13 protein-coding genes are annotated in these 14678 nt (G+C 47.8%); 11 read left to right on the plus strand and 2 right to left on the minus strand.

Annotated features, from left to right (window positions below):
• The first annotated feature begins 76 nt into the window (after nt 1-76).
• Complete coding sequence (locus tag QOS03_RS03615; RefSeq protein ID WP_272216230.1) at nt 77-1117, plus strand: zinc-binding dehydrogenase; 1041 nt, start codon at nt 77-79, stop codon at nt 1115-1117.
• A gap of 162 nt (nt 1118-1279) precedes the next feature.
• On the opposite strand, the gene QOS03_RS03620 is transcribed toward QOS03_RS03615, so the two are convergent.
• On the minus strand, nt 1280-1687 hold the full coding sequence (locus QOS03_RS03620) for a ribonuclease HI family protein (protein ID WP_283575361.1): 408 nt from the start codon (nt 1685-1687) through the stop codon (nt 1280-1282).
• Between the two features lie 35 nt (nt 1688-1722).
• Between QOS03_RS03620 and QOS03_RS03625 the strand changes: the two genes are divergently transcribed.
• The 6 genes from QOS03_RS03625 (at nt 1723) to QOS03_RS03650 (ending at nt 8572) form a co-directional block, all read left to right on the plus strand.
• Nucleotides 1723-2124, plus strand: a complete 402-nt coding sequence (locus QOS03_RS03625) for an EbsA family protein (protein WP_169461534.1) — start codon at nt 1723-1725, stop codon at nt 2122-2124.
• Nucleotides 2117-2605, plus strand: coding sequence for a signal peptidase II (gene lspA / locus QOS03_RS03630; RefSeq protein WP_283575362.1), 489 nt, complete (start codon nt 2117-2119; stop codon nt 2603-2605). Before QOS03_RS03625 ends, lspA begins: the two co-directional genes overlap by 8 nt.
• Nucleotides 2602-3522 (plus strand): RluA family pseudouridine synthase, encoded by a 921-nt coding sequence (locus QOS03_RS03635; protein ID WP_272216226.1) that lies wholly within the window; start codon nt 2602-2604, stop codon nt 3520-3522. Before lspA ends, QOS03_RS03635 begins: the two co-directional genes overlap by 4 nt.
• 33 nt (nt 3523-3555) lie before the next feature.
• Entirely contained in the window at nt 3556-4632 is a 1077-nt protein-coding gene (locus QOS03_RS03640) for a carbamoyl phosphate synthase small subunit (protein WP_283575363.1), read from the plus strand.
• Between the two features lie 2 nt (nt 4633-4634).
• The gene (locus QOS03_RS03645) at nt 4635-7139 is read left to right on the plus strand and encodes a carbamoyl phosphate synthase preATP-grasp domain-containing protein (RefSeq protein WP_283575364.1); all 2505 of its coding nucleotides are present in this window, start codon (nt 4635-4637) and stop codon (nt 7137-7139) included.
• 296 nt (nt 7140-7435) lie between these two features.
• Nucleotides 7436-8572 carry an Ldh family oxidoreductase gene (locus QOS03_RS03650; RefSeq protein ID WP_283575365.1) on the plus strand — a complete coding sequence of 379 codons (1137 nt, stop codon included), beginning with the start codon at nt 7436-7438 and terminating at the stop codon, nt 8570-8572.
• A gap of 82 nt (nt 8573-8654) precedes the next feature.
• Here QOS03_RS03650 and QOS03_RS03655 read toward each other — a convergent pair whose 3' ends face one another.
• Nucleotides 8655-10346, minus strand: coding sequence for an NFACT RNA binding domain-containing protein (locus QOS03_RS03655; RefSeq protein ID WP_283575366.1), 1692 nt, complete (start codon nt 10344-10346; stop codon nt 8655-8657).
• A gap of 251 nt (nt 10347-10597) precedes the next feature.
• Here QOS03_RS03655 and QOS03_RS03660 point away from each other — a divergent pair, with 251 nt between their 5' ends.
• The 4 genes from QOS03_RS03660 (at nt 10598) to QOS03_RS03675 (ending at nt 14491) form a co-directional block, all read left to right on the plus strand.
• Nucleotides 10598-11476 (plus strand): DegV family protein, encoded by an 879-nt coding sequence (locus tag QOS03_RS03660; RefSeq protein WP_169461541.1) that lies wholly within the window; start codon nt 10598-10600, stop codon nt 11474-11476.
• Nucleotides 11477-11479: 3 nt separating this feature from the next.
• Nucleotides 11480-12109, plus strand: coding sequence for a hypothetical protein (locus tag QOS03_RS03665; protein WP_283575367.1), 630 nt, complete (start codon nt 11480-11482; stop codon nt 12107-12109).
• Nucleotides 12110-12363: 254 nt separating this feature from the next.
• A complete protein-coding gene (locus tag QOS03_RS03670; RefSeq protein ID WP_283575368.1) occupies nt 12364-13119 on the plus strand; it encodes a gamma-glutamyl-gamma-aminobutyrate hydrolase family protein in 756 nt (251 codons plus the stop codon).
• Nucleotides 13103-14491, plus strand: coding sequence for an APC family permease (locus QOS03_RS03675; RefSeq protein ID WP_283575369.1), 1389 nt, complete (start codon nt 13103-13105; stop codon nt 14489-14491). Before QOS03_RS03670 ends, QOS03_RS03675 begins: the two co-directional genes overlap by 17 nt.
• Nucleotides 14492-14678 lie beyond the last annotated feature (187 nt).

Raw genomic sequence — 14678 nt, forward strand, 5'->3', positions numbered from 1 at the left:
AAAGTACACTTTAAGGAATATGATAATCCTGTAATGATGATTAGATGCGTTGATGATCCAAAAAGGAGGAACCATTATGAAAACAGCAATCTTTGCAGAACCTGGCAAAATGGTAATCAAAGAAGTTGCAAAGCCAACGCTGCAGGCAGATGATGATGTGATCATTCGCGTGATTCGCACCTGTGTTTGTGGATCGGATCTGTGGTCCTATTCACAAGGCGATGCAAAAGAGAAGAACTCCATCAATGACGGTCATGAGGCGCTGGGCATCGTTGAAGAAGTTGGCAGTGCAATTACGACGGTCAAGCCAGGTGATTTTGTCATTGCGCCGTTCACGCATGGCTGTGGACATTGTGCTGCCTGTTTGGCTGGCTATGACGGAACCTGTGATGAGCACCAGGGCTATTCCAACTGGAGCAATGGCTTTCAATCTGAATATATTCGGTTTACTTATGGCAACTGGGCACTGGTCAAGATTCCTGGTCAGCCAGCCGACTACAGTGAAGGGATGATGAAATCATTTATGACGCTGGCCGATGTCATGGCAACCGGCTACCATGCTGCCAGAACGGCTGAGGTCAAGCATGGTGACCGCGTTGTCGTTGTTGGTGATGGCGCGGTTGGTCAATGTGCCGTGATTGCAGCCAAGATGATGGGTGCCTCACAAGTTGTAATTATGAGTCGGCATGAGGATCGGCAAAAACTGGCCCAGGAATTTGGTGCAACGGCCTATGTTGCTGAACGTGGCGAAGAAGGCGCGCAAAAAGTCAAAGAGCTGCTTGGTGGCGGGGCTGATGCAGCCTTGGACTGCGTTGGTTCTGAAGCCTCGATCAATCAATGTCTGGCGGTCGTTCATAATGGTGGTCACGTCAGTCGCATTGGCGTACCTCATGGCAATGTTGATCCATTCACGCTGTTTGCCCGCAATATTGCTTTGACAGGTGGTTCAGCAAGTGTAACGACCTATGACAAAAACGTGCTCTTAAAGGCGGTTTTGGATGGTCAGATCAATCCAGGCAAGGTATTTACCAAAACCTACACGTTGGACCAAATCAATGAGGCCTACCAAGATATGGCTGACCGTAAGACGATCAAATCCTACATTGTAATTGAGTAACCCAAATAGTCGAAAAAATCGTCCTGTCTGCAAGGCGGGGCGATTTTTTGACTAAAAATAATGCATGAATACTTAATTTACATATAGTAAGATGAGGGCGGTTAAGAAATTATTGCGACCAGTGGATTATTGATCAGAACTGGACAAAGTTTGTTATACTGATTACTGATGGTCAGCTTGATTAGTCTGCTCATGTAAAGCTTGATTAGCCAATTGGTGAGCACCTAGGTTTTCTTTTTCGGGAACCCACTGGACGACGACGGTTTTAAAATCGTCCATGCTGGCCAAAAGCTCGTCCAATTCTTTTTCATAGTGACGCGCATGTTCCTTACCTACGGCATCGCTTAATAGACGACTGTCGGTATAAAACAGTACGGTTTCTTGATTGGAAAAATGCTTTTTTAAATAGGAAAAACCTTGAATTGCCGCGGCGAATTCACCTTGATGATTGGAAGCAAGCGGCAAAAAAGACTTAAGCTGTTGCTGATTGCCATCTTTGACGATTAGGATTCCCAGTCCGGTTGGGCCCGGATTACCTTTGGTAGCAGCATCGGTATATAATTTGATCATTTGATTACCTCGGAATTGATTAGGGAGTGAAATTTTTGGAAGAAGAAAAACGCTACTTTTATCAGCCGGATTTAACCACGGCCACGATTCAATGGTGCTGGTTGCTTTTAATTGGGATCGCCGGTGTCGTGGTCTGGCTTGAAATTACCCATTTTAACTGGATTACGGCCTTGCTTTTGGCGATCTTTATTATTCTAGCAGTTTTGGCGATCGGTCGTCGCTCAGTTTTGGTTACGCCAACCAAAATGGTATTTGACCGGATGCTGCAGAACCGCTTTTTGGTGATTCCACTAAAGGACATTCGCCAGCCACGCTTTACCAAGCATACGCTGACAATGACGGTTAATGGTGAGGTCATGACGTTTACGTTTTCGGCGCGCTCGATTAATTCGCTAAAGATTACTCTAGGCAACGCGGTGAAAAAAGATCATGAGTAAGGCCAAACGAAAGCATATAAAAAACAAGTCGTTATTGCCATGGCACCTGGTTTTGATTGTTGCCTTGGTGGCGATTGATCAAGCAGTTAAGCACTGGGTTACTCAAAATATTCCTTTAAACAGCAGCAAAACCTTGATACCGGGGCTGCTTGATCTGGATAATCTGCATAATACCGGGGCTGCCTGGAGCATGCTGGAGGGACGCCAATGGTTCTTTGCGATCATAACGGTAATTGCTATTATCGTAGTTGCTTGGCTGATGTGGAAAAATAAAACCGCAGCCTGGATGATGACGGGACTGTCTTTGATTATGGCCGGCGCGGTCGGCAACTTTATTGATCGGCTCAGCCAAGGGTATGTGGTGGACATGTTTGCGCTGCAAAACGTCAATTTTCCAGTCTTCAACGTTGCTGATGCCTGTCTGACGATCGGCGTGTTTATCATGCTGATCGTAGTACTGAAAGAGGATGATCACAAATGAACGAAGAACGACAAATCGAGATTGACGCGGATCTGACTGGTCGCATTGATAAGGTTTTAGGCCATTTTTTAAGCGACGTTTCCCGCTCGCAACTGCAAAAATGGATTGAAGATGGCCATGTAACCGTCAATGGTCAGGTCGTTAAAACCAAGTATAAGCTAAAAGCCGGCGATGTGGTCAAAATCATTCCTGAAGCACCACAAACGATTGATCTAGAGCCGGAAGATATCCCTTTAGATATTGTCTATGAAGATGATGACGTAATCGTTGTCAACAAGCCAGCGGGGATGGTGGTACACCCTGCTCCTGGGCATCCTGGGCATACCCTGGTCAATGCATTGCTTTACCATTCGCCGCTTTCAACAATCAACGGCGAGTTTCGACCTGGTATCGTGCACCGCATCGATAAGGACACCTCGGGACTTTTGATGGTGGCCAAAAATGATCTGGCTCATCGTAGTCTGGCCGCCCAGCTAAAGGCCAAGACTAACCAGCGTGAGTATGCCGCACTGGTTCATGGAGTAATCAAAGAAGACCAGGGGACAATTGATGCGCCACTGGGTCGATCTAAAAAAGACCGCAAGAAGCAGGCCGTCGTAATGGATGGCCGCCATGCCGTTACGCATTTTGAGGTAGTGAAGCGTTACCGGCACTATACCTTGGTTAAATGCCGTCTGGAAACTGGCCGTACGCACCAGATACGGGTTCACATGGCCTATATCGGCCATCCATTGGCTGGCGATCCCTTGTATGGACCGCGTAAGACGCTGGCTGGACCAGGACAGTATCTGCATGCGGGCTTGCTGGGCTTTAAACACCCACGGACCGGTCAGGAGATGACTTTTACCGCACCATTACCAGACTATTTTACCAAGATGCTTGAGCATTTAGACAAAACTGACCGCCGGGATGAATAGACAATTGGCGGCTGCAAAGTGAGATGAGATTGGATGACAGCAAGATATTTGATATTTGAGGATGGCTCCATCTTTGAGGGTGAGGGATTTGGCTCGCCTGCCGTAACGTTTGGCGAGATGGTTTTTAATACCAGCATGACGGGATATCAAGAAATCATTACCAACCAAATCTACCATAATCAAATCGTCGTTTTTACCAACCCCAATATTGGCAACTATGGAATTCAGCGCAACATCTATGAGTCGATTGTGCCTTCAATCAAGGGTGTTGTCTGCCGCAATCTGGCACCATTAAAGGAGCGTCGGCATGGCACGACTTTGGATCAGTATCTCAAGCAGATGAACATTCCAGGCGTGACCAACGTTGACACGCGGGCCATTGTCAGACATCTGCGCAAGATTGGCAAGCCGATGAAGGGCAGCATCGTGCCAGTTCCTGATGATCATGCGTTTGATCAGCTGCATGCCACCGTTTTGACCAATCAGCAGGTGGCCCAGGTTGCTACGCCAAAGCCGTTTCCTAATCCTGATATTGGTTTAAGCGTGGTCGTGATTGACTTTGGTCTTAAAAACGGGATCTTAAGAGAGCTTTCGCGGCGCAAGTGCAACGTAACCGTATTACCATACACAGCCAGCGTTGACGATATTTTACGGCTTGATCCGGATGGCGTTGTCCTATCCAGTGGTCCAGGCAATCCAGAATCTTTGAAGCGTTCAGTGCTGGAAATGATCAGACAGGTTGAGGCTAAGGTACCACTATTTGCCATTGGCCTAGGTCATGAGCTGTTTGCCCTGGCCAATGGCTGCAAGGTCGAGCGCTTGGCAACCGAGCACCATGGTATGAATCACCCAATCAGAGAGATTATTACCGATCATATCGTCTTTGCTTCGCAAGGTGAAGGCTATGTGATTCGGCGCAACTCAGTCGATCGCTCACAGCTTTTTATTACCTACGTCGATATGCTTGACGGTACGGTGCAAGGATTGCGGCATCGCCAATATCCGGCGTTTTCTGTGCAGTTTTTCCCGGATGGTGCGCCGGGGCCGGATGAAACCAATAATCTTTTTGATGAATTTATGGACGTTATGAAGCAGCGAGAGGGGGACTGACCATGAAAAAAGTACTTCTGATCGGTGCAGGTGCAGACAGCATCGAGCATGGCGATGAGCTGGATGCAGCCGCTTTTCAGGTGGCCAGTGTCTTAAAAGATGAAGGCTTTGAGACGATCTTAATTGACGACAACCCATTTTCATTTACTCTGGATTGTCCTGATGCCATTGACCATGCCTGCATCAAGTCACTGACGGTTGAAAACGTCGTTGATACAATCAATGAATATCATCCCGATGCGATTATCCCGACGCTTGGTGGCCGCCGGGCCTTTGAATTAATGCAAGCAGTCGGCGAGACGGGAATTCTGCAGGCTGATGACATTGAATTGATCGGTGTCCCAGAAGCGACGATTCGCCAGATCAACAATCCCATGCTGCTTGGCAAGACGCTGCATAATCTTAAGGTCCCCACCAAGGCTATCTCAAAGGTCGATAATTTTGTGGATGCCTTAGAAATGGTCAACCGGGTCGGCTATCCAATTATTGTACGCTCGGTTTTACCTAAGGGGCCTGGCTGGCGCTCGTTGGTACATGACCAAGAAGAGCTTAAACGGGCCGTGGCAGTTGGGCTAAGGCAATCGCGCTCGGGACAGATTACCGTTCAGCAAAGCCTAGCCGGGTTTAAGGAAATCGAGGTTGTGGTCTTAAGAGACAGTTTTGGTACGATGATGCAGCTGGCCTGTGTTGAAGATATTGATCCAATTGGCATTCATGCGGGTGACTCAATCGCCGTCGCTCCGGCCCAGACGTTGCTTGACCGTGAAATTCAAGATATGCGCGACACGGCATTTGCCATTACGCGCAAACTTAGAATCGTTGGGGTCAACCACGTGCAGTTCGCTTTGGATCAGGCTAATGGCAAGTTTTATGTAATCAAGAACAATCCTTATTTTGATCGCTTAACGGCTTTTGCGGCTACTGCCACTGGATATGCGCTGCAAAGCGTCTGTGGCGAGCTGTATGCTGGTAAGACATTGCGCAATATCCACCTAGACCATGGCTATTACAAGCATGCTGCCGTTACGGAACCGGTCATGGATCATGTGGCCGTACGGATGCCGGTCTGGCCCTTTGCGGAACTACCCGATGCGGATCGTCAGTTGGGGACGCGTAAAAAGTCAACTGGTACCATGATTGGCGTAGGACGCAGCCTGACTGAAGCGATGTTTAAGGCGATTAGTGATTTTCCACGCCTTGAGCAGGATTCACGACTGGTTAAGCAAGACCAGCTTTCAGATGACGAATTGGTGCAGCTTTTGATTCATCCGCAGGCCGGACGTCTGTTTACATTGCTGGCAGCTTTACGACGTGGCTACACGGATGATGAGCTAACCGAGCTGACCAAGATTGACCCATATTACTTTGCCTGTCTGCGTCAGATGCAAAGCTTAGAAGACGAACTCAAAAATCATCCTGGCGATGCCAAGCTGTTGGTAAAGGCCAAGTACTGTGGCATGAGCGATGAAAGCGTTGCCAAGATTTGGAAGCGGCCAACGACCAGAGTAGTTGCAATGCGTGATGAGCAGGTCATTCACCGAACCTTTAAAGAGCTGGAACCGTCTGCTGGCGAATTTGATCAACATACCAGTGTCTTTTACTCAACTTACGAAATGGAAGACGAAGCCAGTCCAAGTCCATCGCCAACTGCGGTCGTCGTCGGTACCGGTCCGCTGCGTTTAGGAAATGGTACGGCCAGTGACTACTTTGTTGCCAACACTTTGCGTGAGCTGCGTGATCATGGCTACCAGACCGTGATCGTCAACGACAATCCCAGTTCGGTGACCCTGGCGCCGATGCTGGCTCGCAAGCGTTATCTAGAGCCGCTGCAATCAGAAAATATCCGCGCCGTTTTGGACGTTGAGCATCCCGAGGTAGTCTTGATCCCAGCCAGTCGTCATGAACTGATCGATCAGTTGGGGCCAGTCGCCAAAAATATTCAGATCGCTGAGATTCCTGAAGATCAGCGGCCGGCATCGTTGGCAGTCGGTGAGCCATTGGACAGCTTTAACGCGCTGTTTGACGGTCAGCTGGTCTATCCACTGGGGATTACGGCCGATCTGCAGTCAACTGATGATCTGAGCTATCAGCCAACCGCTCAGCGCTTCCCAGCTCGCTTGACGCCGCTTGATTTTGGAATGCTGGAAAAACAGGGCAGCCAAGCCATCAGTGAGCAAAGCGAGCCCGGGCTGTATCAGGTTGTGTTTGTCCATCGTTTTGATGGATCGTTTAAGCAGCTGCTGATACAGCATATGCCACTGCCTGAGATTGCCTTTTTATCTAAGGTATTAGGTTTGAATCTACCGGGGATTACGGTCCGGATGGCATTAGGACGGCTTGATGGCGATGCCTTAAATGAGGCGCTGATTCCCAATGGTACAACCAAAATGGCGGTCTACCGAGCAGTCTTTCCATTCAAGTCGCTGCACCTCAAGCATCAAAAGCCAACTATCAATCGCGTTTTAGGCGGGCAGATGCAGTTTTTGAATGGCGAGGATTTTGATTGAATTTGATAAGAGGCTGGGAATTAACTCAACCTCTTAACTATTTTATGGATAATAATGCCTCAGCGCAGTAGCTGGCTGGCAGTTCAAACGCTGATAAATCAGCATTTGACCGACCTAACCATCTTTGTGGAGCTTTTTCTCACTCTCTTTTATTTTGCAAATAATTTTAAATTTGTAAAAAATACAAAAAATGTTGATATTCATTAATGGAAGCGCTTAAATTCCGGACAAAAATGTGTTATGATTTAACCATGTTAAGTCGTGAAGCGTTTTATAAACAGAAAGAAGCTTGCAAAATGAATGAAAATAAAGTCGTTAAGTTTTCCTACGAACAGCTCGATCATCTTTGCATGGATGCCTTTCAAAAGTTTGGCTTTAGCGAAAAACAAGCTGCCATCATTACTGACGTCTTATTGACTGCAGATATGTATGGCATTCAAAGTCATGGCATGCAGCGTATGGTCCGTTATTATAAAGGAATTCAAAAGGGAACGATGAAGATCGATGCCGAACCGGAAGTCATTTTTGAAACCCCGGTCTCGGCAGTCATTGATGGTCATGATGGCATGGGCCAGCTCAATGGACATTTTGCAATGGAACTGGCGATCAAAAAAGCCAAGCAGGCAGGCGTGGGGATTGTTTCAGTACGTAATTCCAACCACTATGGCATTGCCGGCTATTACGCCAAGATGGCAGCTAAAGAAGGCATGTTGGGCTTTTCTTGTACCAACAGCGAAGCCATTATGGTACCAACGTTTGGCAAAGAAGCAATGATTGGCTCCAACCCACAAGCATGGTGTCTGCCGGCCAAACCATATGATTTTTTGTTTGATGCCTCAACAACGGTCGTAACACGGGGCAAGCTGGAAATATACAACAAGCTGAATCAGCCGTTGCCTGATGGCTGGGCACTTGATGCCAATGGTGAGCCAACCAATGATGCAGCTGACGTTTTAAACAACATTGTGCACAAAAACGGCGGTGGGATCATGCCACTGGGCGGTAATACGGAAACATTGGGCTCACACAAGGGTTATGGCAATGGGATGGTTGCTGAGATCTTCTCTTCGATTCTTTCGCTGGGGATGACTTCAGAATCAACTATGCAAAACGGTAAATCCGGTATCTGTCATGGCTTTATGGCGATTAATCTAGATGCGTTTGGCGATGGTCGGACTATCAGTGAGCATCTGTCGCAATATTTGCAAAAGCTGCGTGATTCGGCTAAGGACAATGGTCATGACCGCATCTACACGCATGGTGAAAAAGAGATTTTGGCTATGGCCGATCGTAAGGAAAACGGCATTCCGGTCATTGACAAGACAATGACTGAGGTTAAAGATCTATGCGACTATCTGGACCTGAATTTTGCCGACTACTTTGGCGAATATCAGCCACCTAAGGCCGAAGCAATGTTTACCGGTAACTATTAATCAAGCAGACTTATTTAGTCTAATCTAAATACAAAAGGACTCTGATGTATCACATCAAAGTCCTTTTTAATCAGTTTTAAATTTAATTGGGCAGCTTTTTAGGCGTGACGGACAGCGTCTTTTGGCCACGGAAGGTTACGAATCCCGGCTTAGCCCCGCTTGGCTTGTGCAGATTCTTGACTGGCAGATAGTCAACCGGCACGTGAGCAGAATCGCGGCCCTTGGAAAACCAAGCCGCCAGCTGAGCAGCTTCGAGAATCGTCTTCTCACTAGGATCAGTATCGCGAATGATAACGTGGGATCCAGGCATATCCTTAACGTGTAGCCAGATCTCGTTTTTATTGGCGGTCTTGAAACTCAGCCGATCGTTTTGCAGATTGTTTTTACCCACTAGAATCACGGTACCGTCAGAGGCATGGAACGTTTCTGGCTTGGATACCGGAACCTTGCGCTGCTTTTTGCCTTTTTTGTGCTTGGTTTTGATATAGCCTTGCTGCTGCAGCTCCAAGCGAATTTCTTGAACGTCGCTAGGGTCAGCCAGATCAATTTGGCTGAGAATCGTTTCAAAATAGTCGATCTCTTTTTGCGTAATGGCCATCTGCTCATTGACGTATTTGACTGAGGCCTTGAGCTTGTTGTAGCGCGTAAAGTACTTCTGAGCATTGCGTGAAGGCGAAAGATCTGGCTGCAGAGTAATCTTTAACGGTTTGTTCTCATCATAAAAATTAGGCAGCTCAACGGATTTAGCGCCACGAGGAACCTGGTGCAGCCAGGTGGTCAAAAGCTCGCCGCGAATCCGGTAGCGATCAGCATCGGCAGCATCAGCCAGTTCTTTTTGAAATTTCTTCATTTTACGCTGATCTTTTTTCAGTTCATTATGCACGACTTTGAGGACCTGACCAGCCAGCTCTTTGGTCCGATCAGACTGCGCCTTATTGACGTAATAGGCGTCCAAGAGCTCAGAAAGCGTGGCAAACGACTGTAGAACAAGGCCCACGGTATTGATTGGCGCAAATGCCGCAAAACTGGTCTTGTTCTTTTCATTGGTGATCAAGACCGGAGTGGGATTTTCAAAGTGACGCAAAAACGACTGGTAGGCGCTGGGCAGGTTGTCACTGGCTAACAGCTCAGCCGCCATTTCTTTAGCAGTTTCTGGTGCCAGACCCTGATAGCTTTGCTGCAGTTCTTTAGCCAGCTGGGCGGAATTGTTTTTTAAGTCACGGGCCAGATCAGAATAAATCTGGTTGGGCAGGTAGGGATTGAATCGTTTTTGTTTGGGTGGCATGATGAAAGTTGCACCAGGCAAGAGCAGACGAACGCGATTAACGTCGCTGCCGACATGCTTGATGGCATCAATGATCTTGCCGGTTTTAGCATTGACCAGGGTCACGTTGCTGTGGCGGGCCATAATTTCGACCATCATTACCAGTTCCAAAGGATCACCAAGCTCATCTAAAGTTGAAAAGGTCAGCTTGATGATTCGATCGTTTTCAATTTGTGAAACTTCCTTAACCAAAGCGCCTTCTAAGTACTTGCGCATGGTCATGGCAAAGTTGCTGGGAACGGCAGGGTTTTGATATGGGATCTGGGTAATTTGAATGCGTGGATAGGATGGATTGGCTGAAATCAGCAGTGAGTAGTTATGGCGATTGGCTCGAATTACCATCACCATTTCGGCTGGATATGGCTGATTGACCTTGGAGACACGGCCACCTTGCAGCGTTTGATTAAGCTCGTGGACCATGGCATGGGTGAAAAAACCGTCAAATGGCATTTTGATCGCTCCTTTGCTTTTGCATAACTAGTCTATTATAACGTGGATTAACGTTTCTGACCAAATTAAGGCTGGGTTTGCTGAAGTGATTGGCAAGATCTGTGTCAATCGGCTGCCATAAAATTGGTTTTAGGCGCTGAATGTGCTATTCTATTTAAATGCAGACCTTATTTTGAGGTCGGCAGTTTTATCATGCTATTATTTTTCTAAAATATTATTCTAAATTTGCAATCATACTGGAGGAGAACTCAATGAAAATCGCGGTTGTAACCGACAGTACCGCTTATTTAACCCCACAAGAAGCTGCGGATAATCATATTACGGTCGTACCGATTCCACTGGTGATCGATGGTCAAAGCTACCAAGAAGGCGTTGATATTACAACAGAGGAATTCTACGACAAGCTGGCCCACTCCAAGTCATTTCCAAGTACGTCTCAGCCTTCAATCGGTCTTTTGATGGAAACCTACCAAAAGCTGGCAGATGAGGGCTACGATGCGGTGATCAGCATTCATTTGACCAAGGCAATTTCCGGTCTACTCAACACGATTGCCCAGATTGCCGAAGATATGAAGGATACGATCAAAATCGTGCCATTTGATTCGCATCTGACGGTCAAGATGATGGGATATCTGGCTTTAGAAGCAGCCAAGTTAGCTGAACAGGGTGACGATCTGGACGATATTGTCAAAAAAGTTAGCGAGTATCGTGACACCTTTAATAACGTTTTTGTCGTAGACGATCTGCAAAACCTGGTCCGTGGTGGACGGCTTTCCAATGCTTCAGCTTTTATTGGCTCCATTTTGAAGATTAAGCCGCTTTTGACGATGCACACGCAAAACTATGCGATCGAGGCGTTTGAAAAGGTGCGTTCAATGAAAAAAGCCAAAGCACGCTGTGAGCAGATTTTTGACGAAGACTTGGCCAAGCTTGACTATCCAGTCCGGGCCATGGTGCTGCATGCCAACTGTCCTGAAGAAGGTCAAAAATGGCTGGATAAGCTGCAGGCCGACCATCCCGATATTCATTTTGAACTGAGCTACTTTGGTCCGGTCATCGGCGTACACCTGGGACAAGGCGCCTTGGCTCTGGCCTGGATGCAGGATACGGCTAAAAAGCCACTGGATTAGCCTATGCAGCAGCGAACGAAAGATGGTCTCTGGGCGCTGGGGCTAACGGCTTTAATGGTGATTGTTGGTCTGTTGCGCCTGTCAACGCCATTGCCAAAAGGTCAGGTAGCCATTGAATTGGCCGGAATTATCGGCTTGAGTTCAATGGTGGGCCTGAATCTGCGCTGGGGGGCTGGAATTACGACTGTCGCTACGATAATCTTGATTCTGCTGGGAAAAGCAGATTGGATGACCGCGCTGGATATGATGGTTGACATGATTATGATCAGTGCCTTAATTGGCTGGCAATTGCCGCGCAATATCAAGGTAACGCATCGGCAGGCGATTGGTGTTGGAGTGGCGGCCGGAATCTCACAATGGATTACAGCCGAGGTGCTCTGCGGGATTGCCGGGGATGCATTTGCACATGGCAGTGGGATCATGCCATTTATGCGGCTGGCTTTGCCAACGACACTGCTGACGGCCCTGCTCTACATGCTGCTGATTCCACCACTTTCACTTTTGATTCGGCACTTTAACTGGCAGCCGCCCAAAGATGGCGATCGGCCTCAAAAACCGCGCTCAATGGTGATTGACTTGAGCGATCATCAAGGAATGCCGAAAAAACAAGATGACCATCACGATCAGGGCTAACCGAGTTTGGATTGACAAACGTTACTGATTGGAATATTCTTAGACTATTAAAAATGATGAGGTGAACTGATGGCTGCTCAAATGATGATGCAAAAAATGTGCTGTCCATGCTGCATGTATTGCCGCATGTTTTTTGCTCTGCCATCAGATTACAAGATCAAATAAGGCAGCCGCGACCGGTTGCTGATTGAGTCAAGGGACTACTGGCGGGCGCGTCAGTGGTCCCTTTTATTTTACTAAAAGGAGCAGAGTTTATGAAAAAGCCGATAATTGGCATTTCAGGCAGTGAATTGACTAAAAACGTTGGGCCCTTTGTTGGCTATCGCCGCAGCTACGTCAATAAAGACTATAGTGAGGCGGTTATTAAAAACGGCGGGGTACCATTGATTATTCCGTTCAATGAGGATGCCGACGTAACCGAGTCTCAGCTGGAACTGGTTGATGCCTTGATTCTTTCAGGCGGTCAAGACATTGACTCGGCAAACTATGGCGAAGAGCCGCAGCCCGAACAAGGCACGGTTTGGCAGGCACGCGACCAGTTTGACATGCGGCTGTTGAAGCTAGCGGAAAAACGCGGCATTCCAGTGCTGGGCATCTGTCGGGGCGCGCAGCTGATCAACGTCTTCCATGGTGGTTCGCTCTATCAGGATCTTAAATACTATCCGGTGCCGACGCTCAAGCATTGGCAGGGCGACACGCCATGGTGGCAGGCGACGCATCAGGTCAAGCTGGTCAAGGATACGCATTTGGCTGAGATTTTTAACCAAGTGCCCCGCCTGCGGGTTAATTCCTACCACCATCAGCTGATCAAAAAAGTTGGCGGGGGACTAAAGGTTAATGCATTGGCGCATGATGGCGTCTATGAGGGGATTGAAAATGAAACGGGAACGGTTATCGGCGTGCAATGGCATTCTGAAATGCTGCGTGCTCATCAGTCAGAGATGAACCGGCTGTTTAGTTATCTTATCAGTCGCGCCAGTTGGAAAGGCAGGAATGAACATGCAGAATAAAACTGACAAACTGGGCTTTTGGTCAATTGTCTTATTGGCAATCAATTCAATTATCGGCTCAGGAATCTTTTTGACGCCAGGTTCGGTCGTGACCATGGTGGGAACCAAGGCGCCACTGGTCTATCTGATCGCGGCGGTTTTTGCGGCGATGCTGGCCTTGACGTTTGCCGCGGCAGCCAAGTACGTTACCAAAAGCGGTGCGGCCTATTCCTATGCTAAGGCAGCCTATGGCGAGAATATGGGCTTTTACATGGGCGTCGTGCGATTCTTTTCAGCCAGCGTGGCCTGGGGCGTAATGGGTGTTGGTGTAATCAAGAGCACGCTTTCGATTTTTGGTGCTGACTCAGCCAGCTTTAAAAACATTACCTGGGGATTTGTTGTTTTAATGGCGGTTATTTTACTGATCAATTTCTTTGGACAGCGCTTCTTAACCTGGGTCAGCGACCTGGCAACCATCGGCAAGCTGCTGGCGCTGGGCTTGATCATCGTTGCGGGAATCATTGTCTTTTTAAAAACCGGCGTCAGTCATTTTCACGAACTGGACACGCTTAAAACCGCCAATGGACAGTCTTTAATCCCCAAGCCCACGACTTCTGGCTTGGTGATGGCAGTTATTGCCGCCTTTTATGCCTTTACCGGTTTTGAGAGCGTGGCCAGCGGCTCTGAAGATATGAAGGATCCGCAAAAGAATCTGCCCCGAGCCATTCCATTGGCAATTATGGTCATCGCACTGGTCTATATCGGCACCATCCTAGTGGCAATGGTAATCAATCCGGCTGCAATTGTCAAAACCAAGCAGGTCGTTGCCATTGCCGCAATTTTTCAGGCACGTTGGCTGCGGCTCTTGATTGAGCTTGGCGCGCTGATTTCCATGTTAGGGATTAATCTCGCGGCTTCATTCCACACGCCGCGGGTTTTAGAGGCCATGGCCAAAGAGCATCAAGCACCGCAATGGCTAGCCAAGCGAACCAGACATGACTTTCCGGTTTATCCGTTTATAATTACGCTGGCTTTGGCAATCTTTATCCCAATGGCTTTTCAGTACAACATGACGGCAATTATCGTACTGAGTGCCATGGTGCGGTTCTTTGAGTTTATCGTGATTCCATTGGGCGTGATTCGCTTTTACCGGGGAACCAATGTCGAACCAGTGCTTAAAGCAGAGCGGAACTGGCTGACGGATGTATTGCTGCCGGTGTTGTCGGTTGCCTTTACGATTTTTTTACTGTTCAAGTTTGATTGGGTCGGCGAGTTTGGCATCAGTACTGCTCAAGGCATCGTGCCCAACTGGTTTGCAATTATCGGCATGGCGATTGGGTTCGTGATTTTGCCAGTAGGACTCTTTATGATGCTTCGACATGAAAAAAGTTAATTATCAGATGAGACTCAGCAGACCGGCTGGGTCTTTTTTGATGCTTGGTCTGGTCGGTACATACTCAGTGGCGATGGGGCTATAATCCCCTTAAGGGTGACACTTGAAATAGGCACTATTGCCTGTCAAGTATACAGTTTAAATAGAAAAATTATTTATGCGGCTTGAGCGCGGAACTTTTCTGCGC

The organism is Limosilactobacillus pulli (assembly GCF_947381555.1).
Lineage (GTDB): Bacteria > Bacillota > Bacilli > Lactobacillales > Lactobacillaceae > Limosilactobacillus > Limosilactobacillus pulli.